This window comes from Paenibacillus sp. FSL R7-0163 (assembly GCF_037969975.1).
In the GTDB taxonomy this organism is placed as follows: domain Bacteria; phylum Bacillota; class Bacilli; order Paenibacillales; family Paenibacillaceae; genus Paenibacillus_AQ; species Paenibacillus_AQ odorifer.
On sequence record NZ_CP150224.1, the window covers coordinates 3028924 to 3045981 of the forward strand.

General features: G+C 39.2%; 17 protein-coding genes. 2 read left to right on the plus strand and 15 right to left on the minus strand.

The annotated features are described in order from the left end of the window. Positions 1 to 930: 930 nt before the first annotated feature. A complete protein-coding gene (locus NST45_RS13335; RefSeq protein WP_036678238.1) occupies positions 931 to 1791 on the minus strand; it encodes a DUF421 domain-containing protein in 861 nt (286 codons plus the stop codon). 208 nt (positions 1792 to 1999) lie between these two features. Between NST45_RS13335 and NST45_RS13340 the strand changes: the two genes are divergently transcribed. Further along, positions 2000 to 2206 carry a DUF1657 domain-containing protein gene (locus tag NST45_RS13340; RefSeq protein ID WP_036678243.1) on the plus strand — a complete coding sequence of 69 codons (207 nt, stop codon included), beginning with the start codon at positions 2000 to 2002 and terminating at the stop codon, positions 2204 to 2206. Between the two features lie 37 nt (positions 2207 to 2243). Here the strand turns inward: NST45_RS13340 and NST45_RS13345 are convergent, their stop codons facing one another. The 9 genes from NST45_RS13345 to NST45_RS13385 all read right to left on the minus strand — a co-directional run bounded on the left by NST45_RS13345 (position 2244) and on the right by NST45_RS13385 (position 12574). After that, positions 2244 to 4037, minus strand: coding sequence for a sensor histidine kinase (locus NST45_RS13345; RefSeq protein WP_076141688.1), 1794 nt, complete (start codon positions 4035 to 4037; stop codon positions 2244 to 2246). 16 nt (positions 4038 to 4053) lie between these two features. Next, positions 4054 to 5634 (minus strand): response regulator, encoded by a 1581-nt coding sequence (locus NST45_RS13350; RefSeq protein ID WP_036678246.1) that lies wholly within the window; start codon positions 5632 to 5634, stop codon positions 4054 to 4056. A gap of 172 nt (positions 5635 to 5806) precedes the next feature. Further along, positions 5807 to 7492, minus strand: a complete 1686-nt coding sequence (locus NST45_RS13355) for an extracellular solute-binding protein (RefSeq protein ID WP_170914248.1) — start codon at positions 7490 to 7492, stop codon at positions 5807 to 5809. A 72-nt stretch (positions 7493 to 7564) separates the two neighbouring features. Further along, positions 7565 to 8461 (minus strand): carbohydrate ABC transporter permease, encoded by an 897-nt coding sequence (locus NST45_RS13360; protein WP_036678249.1) that lies wholly within the window; start codon positions 8459 to 8461, stop codon positions 7565 to 7567. 29 nt (positions 8462 to 8490) lie between these two features. Further along, the gene (locus NST45_RS13365; RefSeq protein ID WP_036678250.1) at positions 8491 to 9459 is read right to left on the minus strand and encodes an ABC transporter permease subunit; all 969 of its coding nucleotides are present in this window, start codon (positions 9457 to 9459) and stop codon (positions 8491 to 8493) included. A 244-nt stretch (positions 9460 to 9703) separates the two neighbouring features. Next, the gene (locus tag NST45_RS13370; protein ID WP_038570727.1) at positions 9704 to 10924 is read right to left on the minus strand and encodes an FAD-dependent oxidoreductase; all 1221 of its coding nucleotides are present in this window, start codon (positions 10922 to 10924) and stop codon (positions 9704 to 9706) included. Positions 10925 to 11008: 84 nt separating this feature from the next. Continuing rightward, on the minus strand, positions 11009 to 11569 hold the full coding sequence (locus tag NST45_RS13375) for a YeeE/YedE thiosulfate transporter family protein (protein WP_232061338.1): 561 nt from the start codon (positions 11567 to 11569) through the stop codon (positions 11009 to 11011). Positions 11570 to 11591: 22 nt separating this feature from the next. Further along, positions 11592 to 11819, minus strand: coding sequence for a sulfurtransferase TusA family protein (locus NST45_RS13380; protein WP_036678256.1), 228 nt, complete (start codon positions 11817 to 11819; stop codon positions 11592 to 11594). 65 nt (positions 11820 to 11884) lie between these two features. Next, positions 11885 to 12574 carry a YeeE/YedE thiosulfate transporter family protein gene (locus NST45_RS13385; RefSeq protein WP_036678259.1) on the minus strand — a complete coding sequence of 230 codons (690 nt, stop codon included), beginning with the start codon at positions 12572 to 12574 and terminating at the stop codon, positions 11885 to 11887. 173 nt (positions 12575 to 12747) lie between these two features. Here NST45_RS13385 and NST45_RS13390 point away from each other — a divergent pair, with 173 nt between their 5' ends. Beyond that, a complete protein-coding gene (locus tag NST45_RS13390) occupies positions 12748 to 13632 on the plus strand; it encodes a LysR family transcriptional regulator (RefSeq protein ID WP_038570725.1) in 885 nt (294 codons plus the stop codon). Positions 13633 to 13634: 2 nt separating this feature from the next. Here the strand turns inward: NST45_RS13390 and NST45_RS13395 are convergent, their stop codons facing one another. The 5 genes from NST45_RS13395 to NST45_RS13415 form a co-directional block, all read right to left on the minus strand. Beyond that, the gene (locus tag NST45_RS13395) at positions 13635 to 13850 is read right to left on the minus strand and encodes a sulfurtransferase TusA family protein (protein WP_036678264.1); all 216 of its coding nucleotides are present in this window, start codon (positions 13848 to 13850) and stop codon (positions 13635 to 13637) included. Positions 13851 to 13984: 134 nt separating this feature from the next. Continuing rightward, positions 13985 to 14797, minus strand: coding sequence for a PhzF family phenazine biosynthesis isomerase (locus NST45_RS13400; RefSeq protein WP_038570722.1), 813 nt, complete (start codon positions 14795 to 14797; stop codon positions 13985 to 13987). Positions 14798 to 14891: 94 nt separating this feature from the next. Then, a complete protein-coding gene (locus NST45_RS13405; protein ID WP_036678270.1) occupies positions 14892 to 15935 on the minus strand; it encodes a serine hydrolase domain-containing protein in 1044 nt (347 codons plus the stop codon). Positions 15936 to 15938: 3 nt separating this feature from the next. Next, positions 15939 to 16373: a hypothetical protein gene (locus NST45_RS13410; protein WP_176462545.1), complete on the minus strand. Its 435-nt coding sequence runs from the start codon at positions 16371 to 16373 to the stop codon at positions 15939 to 15941. A 166-nt stretch (positions 16374 to 16539) separates the two neighbouring features. Beyond that, the gene (locus NST45_RS13415; protein ID WP_051491011.1) at positions 16540 to 17055 is read right to left on the minus strand and encodes a TlpA disulfide reductase family protein; all 516 of its coding nucleotides are present in this window, start codon (positions 17053 to 17055) and stop codon (positions 16540 to 16542) included. Positions 17056 to 17058: the final 3 nt, after the last annotated feature.

Genomic DNA, 17058 nt, shown 5'->3' on the forward strand with positions numbered 1-17058 from the left:
CGCAGTGGGGGTTGCGCTTGCTGTTGGAGTAGCCGTAGGAGCTACCGTTGGTGCAATTGTTGGTGCTACGGTAGGCGTAGATGTCGGAGTGCCCGTTGTGATATCGGAGACATTGATATTGTCGAACTTCGCTGCTGTCTTATAAGCTACAAGTCCAATACCTCCTGCTGTCAAATTGTTATCGTGTGCATTTAACTGCAAAACATCATTTACATACATTTTAAGCGAATCTCCACTAAGCTCCAGCCTAACTGTATAGGCAGTTCCAGTGGTTATAGGAAAATCAGTTTTACTAGCCAGTGTTGAACTTGAACCATTCACCTTTTTTCGTATTTCAAGCGTCCCACCATTACTGTTAGACAGAGATGCAGCATAATAGTTATTTCCGTCAACATAGCGCCCGCACACATAAGTTCGATTAGTTCCATTGAAATTATCAATCTTCACATCGGCTTGAACACTGTAATCTGTCCACGTGTTGCTACCGGAGAACGAACGTCCTTCGTTTTGACTGGATTGATAATACATATGATTGCCACTCTCTTCAACTACAGACCAAGTTCCTGTTGTACTCGTCCAATTGTCGGCATTTCCATTCTCAAAATCATTGCTAAAAATATTTGCTGCCTGTGCGGTAGGGTTACTCCATACCAAATTACCTAGAACCAGCGAAGTTGTAAGCGTAACCATAATTCCGAATGAAAATTGTCCTTTTAGTTTCACGTGAACATCTTCCTCCTTGTTTTTGTGATTTAAATAAAAAGCGAGGACATTCCTCCAATCCTGTGTCATCTATAACTCCAGCCTAATCTCAACTATAATTAATATTTTGAAGTTGTACAGCTACTTTGTGCCCATATTATTACATTTATTTAAATTAATATAAAAAAAGCACCCTCGATCTCACTCGAGAGTGCCTTATCTATACCCTTAGTTTTGAATTAACGGTTTCAAAACCTTCAGTGAAGCTTGCAATTGCTCCGAACATTGTTCATACATTTTTTTAGCTTTTTCGTTATCTGTTGATAAACTGAACATCTCTAAATCAGCTTCACACTTTTTCAGCAAAGCATATAATTGTGGCTTATCCTGCGGCTGTGGGACTTTAAAGTTATCGGCATACAAATCGACTGTCAGCTCACCATAAGAATCAACTTGTCCAAGAAACACATTTTCAACAGTCAGACCCATTTTTTCAAGGGCACCATCAAGCCAGCTTCGCGTTAGATTTAGAGTATCTAATGGTTTGTCGAGCACTTTACCATCCATAATGACAACTTGTGACTCTTTCTCTGGAGCAACCTTTATACCCAATTGCTTAGGGGTTAGCGGCTGATTTTCACTCTTAAGTAAAACATTTATGGCTCCATCAGATTCCATAATCGCAAATTCCACTTCCGATATATTGAAAACGTCTTTTTTGCGTAACTCCTCCAGCAGTTCATCTGTGGTTAAACGTTCTTTTTTCATGTGATCTTCGAGAATTTTCCCGTCCTTAATTAGTACGGTAGACTTGAAATCAATAAAGTCTCTTGCTTTTTTACTCTTCATCTGAAGGTATTCGATCCCTAAAGAACAAGCTACCCATACAATTAGTGCAATGAGCCCTAAATGCCATAACTTATCCGTATCCAAAGAAATGTAAGCGGCTAAGCTGCCGACGGTTATCCCCGTAATATACTCGAAGAACGAGAGCTGCGATACTTGTCTCTTTCCCAGTAATTTTGTTAAAAAGAAAAGTACAACCACAGCAAAGAGCGTTCGAACTATAACCTCCAACCACTCCGGCATTACAAATACCCTCCTTTTTGAATCAAAGCTTGTTTACTAACACTCATTATTTGTCAATAAAGCCGCATTCACTCCGGAATTTCACTACTTATTTATGGAAAATCCTCTATTACTACAAACATGAATTTTTTTCCTGCATAACGATAGATGCATTTGAGGACAATAGCAATCGTCATGCTAATAATCCAACACAGAGGAGAGAAACTCAATGACAGTAGCCTCACAAGTAAAAACATGTTTATCTTCTTTAAAAGGTGCTCAAGCCAGTCTTGAACAATTTGCACTAGAAACACAAAACGAGAGTGCAAAAACCTTGTTCACAAACGCAGCTGAGCAAACACAACAAATCGTAACTCAAGTAGAGAACCGGGTAACCGAATTAGAGTCCGAAGAGCCTCAATATAAAGGGTTCTAATTAAAGCTAAAGGGGTCTTAGGCTAGAAAAACTAGCTTTAAGACCCCTTTTCATCATGTACAATATTCGAACGAATGCCACGCATGCCCTTATTAGCCGGAATAAGTATCTGAACAGAAGTGCCAATTCCGACACGACTAAAAATGGTTACGCCATACTCAGATCCATATTGCAGTTTAATCCGCTGATCCACATTACGGACCCCATAACCTGTATTCGTATGGCCCTTTGGATCAAAAATTTGATCAATACGTTCCTGTCTCATGCCGATTCCATCATCAATGATGCGGAACAGAATATCATTGCCCTCTTTACGCCCAACAATGCGTAAATGAATGTGGTCACCACACCAGGCGTGCTTCAGCACGTTCTCGATAAATGGTTGTAGAATCAGTTTTATGGTCTCATAAGGCCAGATTTCTGTATCAAAATCAAACATAACTTCCAGACGATCACCGTATTTAATTTTCTGAATTTCTAAATAAGCGTTTGCTTGTTCAATTTCAGTGGGGACCGGAATCATGGTACGTCCTTCATTAAGCGTCAGGCGATAAAACTTCGCTAATTCCAGCACCATCTGCTGCAGCTTTTCATTTTGACCAAACTTGGCTAATTGAATAATAGATGACAACGTATTATATAGGAAATGAGGATTGATTTGTGATTGTAGAATTTCAAGCTCTGCTTCCTTCTTCTGGAGCTGCGTCAAATATACTTCTTTAATCAACATATCGATATTCTCGCCCATATCATTTAACGCGGTTGCAATCTGAGAGAATTCATCCTTGCCTCGATAGGAAATACGCTTGTGAAGATCACCTTCCCGATAGGCATTCAGCACGTACACGAACTTATTAATCCGAATTGAAAAATATCGGGATATAAATATGCCGACAAAACTAAAGACAACACAACAGATGAGACACATTAAAATAATAAACAGTCGTACCTTCACTGCATCCTGTTCAAGTATCGTAATTGGAACTAGCGCGTTTAATTGCCAAGCTTGGTTAGAAACCGTAACTGTTTCACTAATCGTCAGGTAATCCTTATTAAGTTCGGCTTCATTGGTATAGTGCTCTGGTAGTTCTCCCGATTGGTACATCGTTCTTCCGAACTCGTTTTTTAAAATTAGAATACTTCCTTTTCCTATCTTCGTATAATTCACACTATTAAACAGATCTGGAATGCCTACATTAATCCGCAAGAAGCCAATCTCCTTAGGCACGAGAGGGTCGTATGTATCTATTAATCTACGGAGCAACGAGATCCGATTATTTTCTACATCGCGCTCGATCTGCCACCATTTCATAGTCTCCGCGTATTTCTCGGTTGGAAAATCATAATACCAGGATTTCCCTTCAATCCGTTTCATATGGTAAAGATGATAGAAGCTACTATTATCCAGATAGCCCTCAAGTGAATTCGAATAGATCTCAGGAATGGATTCATTCTTTAAAAATAGCGACATCCCAATCCTCATACCCGTTGATTGAATAGCTACGTCCAGCTTTGGAAGTACCTTCATAGACATCCTATCATAATTTTCCCAGCCTTCTTCATAACTTCGCAAATTCCGATAGAAATCATAATCACTATATAATTGCGTTGATATCCGAATAACTTCCCCCATTTTATAATCAATATTATCGCGAATCTGCAACAACGTACCTTTAATATTCGAACTTGTATGCTCGCGTAATGAATCATTGTACATAGAGTGAGAGACAAAACCGATCACGGATACAGGGATAATAATGAAAAAAATATAGGTCAGCATTAATTTATACCCTATCGGCACATACTTATGTTTTCTTCTTGGTTGTTTCATGCAACATCATCCCCCATCACTTCTCCCGCTTACGATACTCCATAGGTGTCATACCATAGGCTTCTTTGAACTGTCTGCTGAAGTAAGGAAGATAACGGTAACCTACCTGGCTCGCGATTTCATAGATTTTACACTTCGGATCTTTCAAAAGCTTGCCTGCTTGTTCCATTCGCAGCTGAATGAGTACTTCGCTGAACGTTTTCCCAGTTTCCTCTTTAAATAGATATCCCAAATAGTTGGGTGAGAAAGAGAACTGCTGTGCAATATCCTTTAACGTAAAATTCTCGCTCATCTTATCCTTCATCATTTGCATAATTTCTCTAATCAGTTTATTGTTCACTGACTCTGTTTTGCTTCGTAGGTACTCGGATATTTCAAACGTTTTGAGTACAAGCCAAGAGCGTATATCACTGATCGTATCGAATTGAAGCAAAATATCTAAACTATGTAACTCCATACCTAAGATTTCAAATAAATCCTCGCTAACCTCCTTCAACTGCTGATCCAGCTTCCATATAATATACATGGCTAGATTATGAATCGTAAATTTAGATCTTAGACTACTCACGGATCTGAACAGCTTATCGATCTCATCATAAATAAGGACTAACTCATATTCTTTCATCGCTTTAAAAAGCGTATCCATACGGGTATCCAACGTACGGGCATCAATCATTCCAGGTTCGCTGCTAACCGTTTCATACATAATAAGTTTGCCTTTGCCAAGAAACATCTTTCCGTCAACGGCTTCCATAGCTTGCCGATAGGAGGTGTGGACCTGTTCCATAGCAAATGTAGGCTTCCCTACACCTACGGTCATAGTGACAGGAAATTTTGTACGAATCGAGTCATAAATTTCTTCAATAAACCTCTCCATCTCCTGTTCGTTAATCAACAACGCGATTCGATAAGACGATACCTTATAGCAATGAGGCATCCCGTGCTTCTGAGCAATTGTATTCACTTCATATAGAAAGTCCTTGGACATTAGATGTTTAGTTAGATTATCCTGTTCTTGAAACCAGTTGAAATAGTCCAGCTCCAAGACCGCCACACGTATAGGCCATTCCAGCTTATCCAGACCGTAGGATTTCATAAGCTTCAACATTCCAGCTTGAGTATCCCCCTCCCATTCCCCTTCAAACAAGCGGATCAACAAATCATTTTTGGCCATAGGAATCATATGCTGATAAGCTTCTTCAACGTCACGCCGTTTACTTTCATCATCTAAATCCTGCTTAACTTTCTGAAGTGCAGCAATAAGTTCCTTGTCATCCATTGGTTTAAGGACATAGCTATACGCTTTTAGCGAAAGCGCCTGTTTCACATAACTGAAATCCTGGTAACCGCTTACAAAAATCACACGTATATCGTTTTTTTTCTCTATGGCAATCCGAGCCAGCTCTAGACCCGACATATTCGGCATATTCACATCACTAACAATAATATCAATAACATGCTGTTCTAAAATATCGCATGCGGTAAACGCGTTATTCGCTGCCTCCACGACCTGCATACCCAGTTCATTCCAAGGAATGAATTGTCTCATGCCTTCAAGATCAAGCATCTCATCGTCTACTAATAATACGTTGTACATCAACACAATCCTCCTTTGAAATGTTTTTAAACCAACCTGCTGAATTCTACTAACCAATCTTTTTCAGTATACCATTCATTCTCTTACCTAACAGCTTATAAAGCAATGAGCACTAGAAATGGGACGTAAAAACGAAGGCTCGCTAAATAGCAAACCTTCGTATTACAAATTATTATTTACCTAAAGCTTTCTTATTTTCTGTCCATACTTTTGTTACATAATCGAGGAATTTCTCATAGCCAACCTTGATAGAATCTTCATGTGCTTTATCAAGAATTGCTAATGCTTCTGCATCAGTCTTCGCATACATAGATTTTGCTCTTGCTGTTAACCAGATATCTCTGACACTTTGTCTAATAATACCTTCTTCACTGTCTGGAGCCGGATCCCAATTCAGGAACTCCGTAAAGTCACCTTGTGAAGCCCAAGTTACTTCCATCTGCCAACGGTTACTAAAGTCAATCTTGTCAGCTGGAAGGGTTTGCAACATCATTTTCTTTGTATTATCCAAGAAAACTGTATTACCTACCCATACCAAGTCACCGGCTTTTCCGCTAATTTCGGACAGAGCTTCTGGCTCATTCAGATACTTATCTTTATTAAATTTAGGAGTAAGTCCATCTGCTTCAAATCCATCCCAATAACCATCTGGTCCTGGAGGACCCCAGTTAAGAACCATAGAACCTTCTGGTCCTGTCATCCAGTCAAGCATAGCGAATACAGCCTCTGGATTTTTAGCGTTTTTAGTGATTGTAGCAACGTTCCAACCTAACTGATTGTACGTTCCTGGAGTAATCTTACTTTGATCCAAACCAGCTTTGTAAATCGGTTTAATAAACATATAACCAGCTTCTGGATCCGTCTTCTTCATCTCTTCATCAGCAGTGGCGAGCAATTTCATTGGATCAAAAGTCGCAATAACAGCAAACTTGCCATTCATCGCTTTCTCTCTAATTTGATCTTCTGTTTGTGTATTCGCATCCTGCGTCATTAGCTTCTCACGCATTAATTTAGCAGCAAATACAACAGACTCACGGAATCCTTCATCCTTGTATATCGAACCCATTTTGTCGCCATCAGGTACGGCGTATATTCTAGTATACGACAGATTATTCTCTTTAAAAGAGGAAAATAACTGGTCAATTCCGTTACCATCTCTCGCTAAGCCTGTCTCGAACGGAATAACGTCAGGGAACTTCGCCTTAACAGCATTTAAATATGCATACAAATCATCTGTCGTTTCTAGCTTAGGAGAACCAAGCTCTTTGTAAATCTTCTTATTAATAGCATAACCGGCATTTCCGTTTGGTTGAGTTGTATAATAATTCGGCAGCTGATAAATCTTCCCATCAGGGGAACGAAGTAATTCCAAATGTCCAGATGTTAGGTATTTCTTAAAGTTTGGATATTTATCAATATATTCATCTAAAGGAACTAGCATATCCGCTTGGCGAAGACGTTCTACGTCAGCACCTTTCTCGGTCCACACAATATCCGGCAGCTCGTTACCAACGATCATCGTTTGCAGCTTTTGAGCGTTATTACCACCAGAGCTAATTCCTGTGACATTAATCTTCAGATTATCTAAAATCCATTTAGAAGCAGCATCTTTGCCCCATTTCGGCATTTGATACCAGCCGTAATTTCCGTAGAATGAGACTTCAAGCGGTTCTTTCCCTAATTCATACAAATCAGCCGCGGGAGCTTCAGTTGCTGTGTTGACCGCTGTTCCTCCTTCTTTCTCTGGTTCAGCAGTTGCCGCTGGAGCGCTTGAATTGTTGCCACTACAACCCGCCACCAAAGTCGTTAATAGCAAGGTAGACATCATACCGAGAAGCATCTTTCTCTTAGTCTTCAATGTATTTTCCCCTTTCAATTTGTAATCTATGTTCAAAGCAATACGCTCTAAACCCAATCTCATTCTATCATCCTACTCTTTTAATGATCCGACCAAGACCCCTTTAACGAAGAATCTTTGTAGGAATGGATACACACATACAATCGGAATGGTTGCAACCATAATCGTAGCCATCGTTAATGACTTCGAGGTTATTTTCTTAGCCGAGTTAATATGAGCAATGGAGCTTGCATCTACATTAGACAGCTGTTCTGAAGCAATATTAGAGAACAGTATCTGTCTTAAGATGGTCTGAATCGGCATTAACTCCTCTTTCGTAATGTAAATACTCGCTACGAACCACTCATTCCAGTGATTTACTGCTGTGAACAAAGATAATGTTGCTATAACTGGCCCCGACAAAGGAAGTACGATGCGGACAAAAGTCCCCCAATACCCGCAACCGTCAATCTTTGCTGACTCCTCTAAACCTTGTGGAAGACCTTGAAAGAAGGTCCGGAATATGATCATATTCCATACGCTGACCAGTGCAGGAATAATAAACACCCAAAATGAGTTGAAGAGACCTAAACTTCTGATAAGCATGTATGACGGAATGAGTCCCCCACCGAAATACATAGTAATGATACACATAATCATGTAGTATTTGCGACCCATCAGTTCACGCTTCGACATTCCATAAGCGAATATCGAAGTGGCCAGTATCGCTGTTACTGTACCGATTACCGTCCGCAATGTAGCAATGACGAATCCACCCATTAGACGGGAATCTTCAAAAACGATCTTATAATTCTCAAGCGTGAACTCACGGACCCAGAAAGTAACTCCGCCTTTCGAAGTATCCATCCCCTCATTAAAGGAAATAACAAGTGAATTCCAAAATGGATAAAAGGCGGAAAATGCCAGTAAAGTCAAGAATACATATATGAATCCTATAAATATTCGATCTCCTATATTAATACGTTTCATAGTTTGGTCCCCCTATATTGAGTAATTCATTACCACAAGCTGTTCCCTGCTCTTCTGGCAATGAAGTTGGCAAAGGTAAGTAATGTCACGCTGATCACGGCCTTGAACAATCCGATAGCAGTCGCATAGGAGTACCTGAAATTGTCTATACCGACACGTACAACATATACATCAACTGAATCTGACACTTCTCGTAGTGCTGGATTAGAAGCTAGGATCAAAATATCTTCGAATCCTGCATTCACCAGATTACCGATTGCCAAAATCATAAAGATGATTACAACTGGCATAATTGAAGGCAACGTAATCAAATATATCTGTTTAAACCGACTTGCACCATCCATCGAAGCCGCTTCATATAAATGCGGGTCAATACCAGCAATGGCAGCTAAATAGACGATTGAAGCAAATCCAATTTCTTTCCATACATTGGTTGTAACTAAAATGCCCCAGAAATATTCAGTCATGGAAAGGAAGTTGATCGGTTCATCAATAAATTTCAATTTCTCAAGCAGCATATTTATACTGCCGTTATCTACAGATAACATCGAGGTAACCATTGAGCCGATAACTACCCAAGATAAGAAGTGAGGCAAATATGTAACGGTCTGAATAACCCGTTTAAAGAACATCTTACGAACTTCGTTCAGCATTAACGCCAAAATAATCGGTGCAGGAAATCCAAAACAAAATTTCAGTAAGCTGATGATGATTGTATTTTTCATAACCACTTCAAATTCAGGTGCATTAAAAAAGTAAATAAAGTGCTTAAAGCCAACCCAGTCACTGCTAATAAAACTATTCCCTAACTTGTAATCCTGGAATGCAATTAGAATCCCATACATGGGGATATAGGCAAAAATAAAAACTAGAACAAGTGCTGGTAATACCATAAGCTGTAGATCTATTTGCTTAAAAAAGCGTCTGATCCCGCTAGTTCGTTGCTTGTTGAGATTCGGTCCGGATCTCTTGTCTGGTGCGACGCTTGCGTTCGCCATAGGTGAATCCTCCTTGTGATGATTTTGAAGATATGTACAGATAATTAATGTCCTTTCTCCCTCCGCTATAGTTGCAACATTTATAAAATAATCATAAGGTTTAAGCGCTTTCAAAAATATATGACAAAACAACTATTATTGATACTTTGACACTCTCTTGCATTAGCTCGTCTCATATTCCTTAAGCTTGAATAAAAAAAGACACATACAGAGATAACATCTGCATGTGTCTTTGACTTTCTCCTTAATTAGCAAGAGTACTCAGTATTTCTTCATTTATCTTTTCAGTAATTACTTTTTGGACCTTCCCATTATCCAGATAAACAATAGAAGGAACTGAATCTATTCTTAGCTTGGCAGCAAGTCCGGGTGACTTATATACATCTACCTTTGTGACCCTGACATCCGAATGGGATTGCTCAAATCCTTCAATTAGAGGCAATAACTCCCGACAGGAAGGATCTGTGGCATTCCATAAATAAACAACGGATGATTTACCTTGATTTAGAATTTGATGCTCATAAACCTCACATTCAGATATATACTTCTCTGCACCGTACCCTGCAATGGCACCATCGCCAACAGCAGTAGCAACTTGTTTAAGAAACTTATCGCACACATCTCCCGCTGCAAAAACACCAGGGATATTCGTTTCCATTTTCTCATTAATAAATACATAACCATTTCGATTCAAATCTACTACACCTGATAAGATTTCTGTGTTCGGGGTGTATCCAATAAATAAGAAACATGAATCGACCTTTACGTTTTGCAGTTCATTAGATTTTAAATTTTTCAGGACGACGGAATTCAAACGTTCCTCACCTTCGAAAGAACTTACCACCGTATTCCACATGAATTCCATTTTAGGGTTTTCTAGTGCCTGCGTTTTGGCAATTTCATTACAATCCATTTTCCCATGATCATGCATGACAGATACGATCACTTTATCAGCAAACTTAGTTAGAAACATCCCTTCCTCAATAGCTGCATCACCACTGCCAACGACCATAACTGTCTTCCCCGTATTTGCCGCAGCGTCACAGGTTGCACAGAAGGAAATCCCTTTATCATATAAGAACATATCTTCATTAGCTGCACCTGTAATTCTTGGTTTTCCTCCACTGGCTATGATAATGACTTTACACTCATATCGTACCCGAAAGGTCTCCACTACTTTAATGTCTTCTACTACCGAGACAGATTTGACATCTGTCATTTTGAAATCAACACCAAATTTTTTGGCTTGTTTATGAAATAATCCCATAAGGTCTGTTCCGGTCGTTCCTTCAGGAAAACCAGGATAATTTTCTATTTCATTAGTATAAGTCGCAAGACCGCCTACCAGCGATTTTTCCAAAAGGAGTGTCTTCAATTTTGCTCGTCCACAATAGATCCCTGCTGTTAATCCAGCAGCCCCGCCACCGATAATGACGACATCATACTGTTCTGTCTTCTTTTCCATTTCAATTGTCCCTCCTGTGTAGATTTTGATTTCAATAAAATAGGCTGACTCTCGTCAGCACTATAAGCTCAGCCTATTTCACTTTTACATAAAGAATTTGGCTAATAATTTACTGCCTATAAATGCACCAACCAGCAGGAACAATCCAAAAATCCAGCCTGAAAGCGATAAAGAAGCTATAGCCGTAAATAATGCACCTATATTACATCCATTAGCCAGTCTAGCTCCGTACCCCATGAGCAACCCACCAAGTACAGCCGCCACTACCTGCTTTTTGGACTTAATTTTCTTAAGCTTGAACTCGGAAGCAAACAATGTCGCTGCTAATGCACCTAAGATAATCCCTACATTTCGAATGGACCCACCATCATTTAAAAATCCGGAAGATAATGTTTTTTGAGCTTTCTCCGTACTAAAGTAAGCCCAGTTATCTACATTTCCTCCTACCAGTCGATACGCCCAAGCTCCCCAGTCCGCGAAGGCGCTGGTTACTCCCCATCCTTTTGAGAAAACAGCCAGATGTGCTGTAGCGAACACAGCCAGAAGTACAGCTCCAGTTACATAAGTAAACGGTTCTTTGAGCAATTGCTTGTAAAAGCGGTTAGACGATATCTTCAACCAGAATTCGTTCACCGTTTCATTCACCGTCCTTTCCTACTCAGCGATCCTATTTTACCTTCTCAATAACAACTTCCCACTCGCCATCATCGACCTCTTCGATTTCCACATTATGTCCCTGTTTTCTCGCCCATTCTGGTACGTTTTTCATTGCGCAACTATGATCAATAGCAACAACTAAAACGTCTCCAACATTTAGTTCAGTCATCTTCTTTTCTGTTCTCATTAACGGTACCGGACAAGCTTCTCCCATGCAATCAAGTGTAAATTCAGCCATCTTAAAAACCACCTTTATATTTTTTTGAAATACCAATAGTGAAAATATTCACGTAATAACTTATACTAATCTGCGCTTCCCATCTTTTTCTCTTGCCATTTAACTGCAGCGATGTACAACAGAAGAATGATCAGGAACTGAACAACTAGTGCTCCAAGCCAACCAAAGACGTCTGGTAAAAATACTGTTGGTGCATCCTTTATAACGTTAGCTCTCCACCAACCCATATCATGTGATCCCCAAAGTGAACCAATGATAAAAAATACAAGCGACAGCATCTGCATTGTGAACCCTTCACCTACACGCATCAATGTACCCGAAGCGCAACCACCTGCAATAACCATGCCAATTCCAAATAATACAGCGCCAATTATCAAAGCAAAACTGATTTGACCCACATTGTCCATCCCAGGAATCGGTTTACCTTCCAGGAACGCTGGATACTTAATGGCTGTAAATCCGATCGTAGCGAGAGAAAATGCTATCAGTACAGCTCTTGTTACCGATGTGCTGCCTGTAATACATGGATCTCTAAGTGATGCAGTAAAGCAGAATCGTGATCTTTGCAAAATAACGCCAAACGAAATACCGAAAAGCAGGTAGACAACCATTTTATCGTGGGAATGGTCTAGGAAAAAACCAAACCCAATAATGAGAACTGTAACCAGCAACGCGATGGGCAACTGACTCTTTTTAGGTTTTCTAGGAGCTCTGGTTCGGGTTGATTTCGTTTCGGGACTTACGGTTTGCCCCATAGTCTAACACCTCCATCGTTTTATGTAATTGACTATGTGAAAATAGTAACATACTTATTTGAGCTGTGGTTATCTGCTTTCTTTATGCTGTATAAGTGTTACTAATGGCACAGATGGAGCGTAATCAAGTATGCTATAGTGTGCACTAACAGCGGGCAACAGGAGGAATAAGTATGAATATGGAAACGCTTAAATTATTTTTAGATATTGCTTCGTTAAAAAGTATATCTAAAGCCGCTCAGAAATCTCATATCACCCAATCCGCACTTAGTCAGCAGTTGAAATCCTGGGAGAATACCCTGGGTTCTGAGCTTTTTGTGAGAAGTAATAAAGGGGCCAGCCTTACAGAAGCAGGGATTATAGCGGAGAAGTATGCGGAGCAAATCTGTAAATTATATGATGATATGGTCACAGAAATCAATCATTTACAGCCAACACAGCATGAGCTGTCTATTTATGCGATTCCAGAAGTCTGTAATTATGCCCTGCCCTGTACCTTATATGAGGTAAAAAAACATTTTCCCAATTGCCATATCACTCTAAACGAAGGGGCATCGTCACTAGTAGAGGAACGTTTGCTTCTTGAAGAAGGTGATGTTGGCTTTATTTCCGGGCCTTCCCCGAAATCTGAATTATGCTCCAATATGGTGTTTTCTGATCAAGTTATGTTAGTGGCAAGCAGTACGACCGTATGTCCTGATAAAATCACACTGAATGAGCTCCCTAAATATCCGTTAATCTGGTCCTCACAGCTTCATTGTGTGCAAAGGGCTTTGAACAACATATCTGCAGGGGAGCTTAAACTAAATATACTGTTTAATTTGGACTCCCTTGAGGCGGTAAAGCTTGCAGCAATTAGAGGACATGGTGTCGCCTTTCTGCCTTATATGTCCATAAAAAAAGAGTTGTATAGTAAACAACTCAAGATTATTCATATTGATCAGTTCCAGGTAAATAACGATGTCTACATGGTAAAAAAACACAATCAGCGTTGTGACAATGATACGAAACAATTAATTCGTTATATAGAAAAGACATTGATTGATACATTATGTTGAACTTATAGCTCAATCGTAATCTCCCATACCCCATTAATGACTTCTTGAATGGAGCATTTCAAATTTGAACCACGACAGTAATCCGTGATGGAAACTTTTGCACAGCTATGATCAGTAACCAGCATCACCTTTTCGCCATTTTGAATGGCTTTTTGATGTTTTTTTAACATCATTACTGGTACTGGGCAGATTTCTCCCAGACAATCAATTTCAATCATGAGGTTACCTCCATTCCATAGATCATTAAAGTTCTAATAATGACCCAGCATTATTTTCTTCACAAAAGGAGTTGATGTAACTCTTCTAACTGGGTATCACTAAGACTCCGTACACTCCAAGTGAGTATATTTTATCATTTCCCTAAATCTACCTCCCCCACAAACACCGCAGTTCCAGAAATAAACACATCCATTCTATCAGAATCTAGTCGGTACACTTCTACATTTACTTTCCCATCTCTACCGATTTCTTGTCCTTGTTCTACATCAAATTGGATTGAGTCCATGTGCGGATTAATATATTTTAAATAATAAGCCCCCATAACTCCCGATGCTGTACCTGTTACTGGATCTTCAACGGTTCCCGAAAAAGGCGATGAGAAATTCTCCGGAAACAACTCGTTTATCGGTTTCATTTTATTAAAGCTATCTATACTCTTAATTGGAACTAATAGAGTCCATGCGCCAGTACAGCCATAAACAATCGGCATATCCTCATCAAATTCGTCAACTGTTAAGCCTAAAGCATGGGCAAGCTTAGCTCTATCACCGTCAAATTCAATAAACTCGGGATGATCTTGCTTCATTTTTATTAGTAAGTGATTATTGTTGTCCATACTGAATTGAATGGGGAGCACACCCACGTTTGTTTCGATCTTTACCGAGCTTGCCTCTCCAAGGATACCCTTTGTTTTTAAAGCAAATAAAGAAGCCATAGTTGCATGCCCACAAAGATTGATCTCATGGCCTGGCGTAAAATACTTAAGCCTTAAATCAGCTACATCCAATGAGACTACAAAAACTGTTTCATTAAAACCGACCTTATGAGCTATCGATTGCATGTCACTTTCGCTCAAATGAGCCGCATCTAATACTACACCAGCTGGATTTCCTTTGTTCGGATAAGGAGAAAACGCATCATAATGAAGCACTTTGATGTTGTTCACTGGTACGTCTCCTTTATTAAAGATTTATGAAGGTTGGATGACTGAGTATAATAATTCAGCAGTGAATATCCTAACTCTTGGCGTTCACTATTTTTTATTTCATCATCATAGCAAGTTTCATTGATAGCCTAATGGGGAGTGCAGGATTACCCATCTGGTTTAGATCCCCCACAATGAATAAATTTTTAATAGGATAAAAAAAGGCAAACGAACCTGTTGAACCGGAGTGCCCTAGTAACTCACCTTTCCCCATGTAAAGCGTGGACAAGCCATCCAAAGGAATTCTCATATAGCCGCTGCTATAGTAAATAGGTCCCATCGATAATTGAAGTTTATTAGAAGCCGATAGCATCTTAAACAACTCATTTTTAAATAGCATCCCACCAAAGAAAGCTTTGATAAATATCATTAATTCACGAGCTGTGGTGATACATCCTCCACTCGCACGACAACTCCTAATAAATTTGGAACGGTTAATTGATTTATTTTGATAAAAGATATTCGGTACAAAATCGTTGTCACCTTCAGGGAGATATGTACTTACGAGTGACAGGGGATCAAATATGAACCGCTTATAGACTTCTGCTAATGTTGACTGCTCTACCTTCTCAATGATTTCACCTAGTAAATCAAAATTTATATCAGCATAATATGCTTTTCGTTTGGTACGAGGCATAAAATGAGGCTTCAATTTTTTAATTAATGCAATCTGTTCCTCGAAGGTAATATAATAATCCTCCTTAATCGCACGACGCTTGTCATTCTCTTTTCCTTCTTCAAATACATCTGGCAAGCCACTAACCTGAAACAATAAATCGGATATTGTCAGGTCAAACGAATAATCATTACCACCAAAGACATGAAGACCACTTAACACAGCGTTATCAAAATACTGTGTAACCTTGTCATCCAACGACAGTTTACCTCGCTCTTGTAGGGCCAAAATACAGGTGGTGGTAAACAGCTTGGTGATGCTGGCCATTAGCAAAGGTGAGTCTATATTCTTCTCCCCATATCCAATATTATAGGAGTAGTCGCCATCTGTATTCTCAATGTATAGGACGCCTTCGTGAATGTGACGTGAGCTTATCGTTTTTTTGAAGGCTTGTTCTATCTTTTGTGATGTATTAGTTGTCATAGATCATCCTTTCCTCCGCTTCATTATCCAAATAATTAATAAGACAATAACCGATGTTCCCAATAAGAAATACATCCAAATCGTTTTTTCAACCAATTCATCATTGGGATAATGGCCTTTATTATAAGCTTTTACAAAGATACCCTCTTGGGTCTTAATAGCAATAAAATCTTTTGGATCGGTATTGATAATTGAATAGTAGGGCGTACCTTTAGGATAAATATTCGAGAAATTCCCCCTGTACGTTCCTTCCTCATCGGAATATTTAGTTACATGCCCTATCTTCTTATCGATTTCTTCCGAGGGGATGAGTTCATCATCTGATATTTCGTAGATGTCACCTGAATAAACAACAAACGAACCGGCCCAATCCGCGGAGACCGCATGTAATGGCGATAAAGCAATTATAGCTAGAATTACAATAATGAATTTCTTCATCTCAACCTCCTAGCTTGGATTCGATTGGTCTTTTAAATCTTCGAAGAACTCAGTAACTCTCTCCCTCGATTGTTCGAAATCGTTCAAAAGTATCGTTGTTGTGAGAAGCAAAAATGAAAGAAATGCGAAGATGATTATGGGTTTCTTTGATTTCATATATCTCACACTAATCATAGTTTTTAATGAAAATCTTAAACGAGCTCTCAATTGCGTCAAAATCAGTCGAGCCAATAATTTGATCCATAACCTTGCCATCAGAGTTTATAAAAAACAACGCAGGAAAAGCTTGTTCACCAAATTGTTTATGGAGATCACCTGTTTCATCTAGGAGAACGGGATACTTAATGTTGTAATTCGCCACGTATTGTTCTACATCAGAAAGATCATCTTGATAAAGCAAATTGATTCCGTATATGTTCACTCTATTTTTATATTTCTCATACAATGAGACAATCTTAGGAGCATCGTCATTACAATATGGACACCATGAGGTGAAAAATACGAATACAGTGGGTTTCTTCGAGAAGTCCACTTGTATTTTGTTTCCATTCGCCAACTCTTTTAGTTCAATGTTCTCAGGACTTTTAATGGGTTTTGCAGAGTTGTTTACCACGACAAATATAATCGAGCTTAATGCAATCAAAAATATAAATGTACTTACAATAATAGATATTTTCTTCAAAAA

Bases quoted from the DNA above. Each gene is read 5' to 3' on its own strand.
- NST45_RS13335 (WP_036678238.1), bottom strand. From the start codon at position 1,791: ATGCCGGAGTGGTTGGAGGTTATAGTTCGAACGCTCTTTGCTGTGGTT.
- NST45_RS13340 (WP_036678243.1), top strand. From the start codon at position 2,000: ATGACAGTAGCCTCACAAGTAAAAACATGTTTATCTTCTTTAAAAGGT.
- NST45_RS13345 (WP_076141688.1), bottom strand. From the start codon at position 4,037: ATGAAACAACCAAGAAGAAAACATAAGTATGTGCCGATAGGGTATAAA.
- NST45_RS13350 (WP_036678246.1), bottom strand. From the start codon at position 5,634: ATGTACAACGTATTATTAGTAGACGATGAGATGCTTGATCTTGAAGGC.
- NST45_RS13360 (WP_036678249.1), bottom strand. From the start codon at position 8,461: ATGAAACGTATTAATATAGGAGATCGAATATTTATAGGATTCATATAT.
- NST45_RS13365 (WP_036678250.1), bottom strand. From the start codon at position 9,459: ATGGCGAACGCAAGCGTCGCACCAGACAAGAGATCCGGACCGAATCTC.
- NST45_RS13370 (WP_038570727.1), bottom strand. From the start codon at position 10,924: ATGGAAAAGAAGACAGAACAGTATGATGTCGTCATTATCGGTGGCGGG.
- NST45_RS13380 (WP_036678256.1), bottom strand. From the start codon at position 11,819: ATGGCTGAATTTACACTTGATTGCATGGGAGAAGCTTGTCCGGTACCG.
- NST45_RS13385 (WP_036678259.1), bottom strand. From the start codon at position 12,574: ATGGGGCAAACCGTAAGTCCCGAAACGAAATCAACCCGAACCAGAGCT.
- NST45_RS13390 (WP_038570725.1), top strand. From the start codon at position 12,748: ATGAATATGGAAACGCTTAAATTATTTTTAGATATTGCTTCGTTAAAA.
- NST45_RS13395 (WP_036678264.1), bottom strand. From the start codon at position 13,850: ATGATTGAAATTGATTGTCTGGGAGAAATCTGCCCAGTACCAGTAATG.
- NST45_RS13405 (WP_036678270.1), bottom strand. From the start codon at position 15,935: ATGACAACTAATACATCACAAAAGATAGAACAAGCCTTCAAAAAAACG.
- NST45_RS13410 (WP_176462545.1), bottom strand. From the start codon at position 16,373: ATGAAGAAATTCATTATTGTAATTCTAGCTATAATTGCTTTATCGCCA.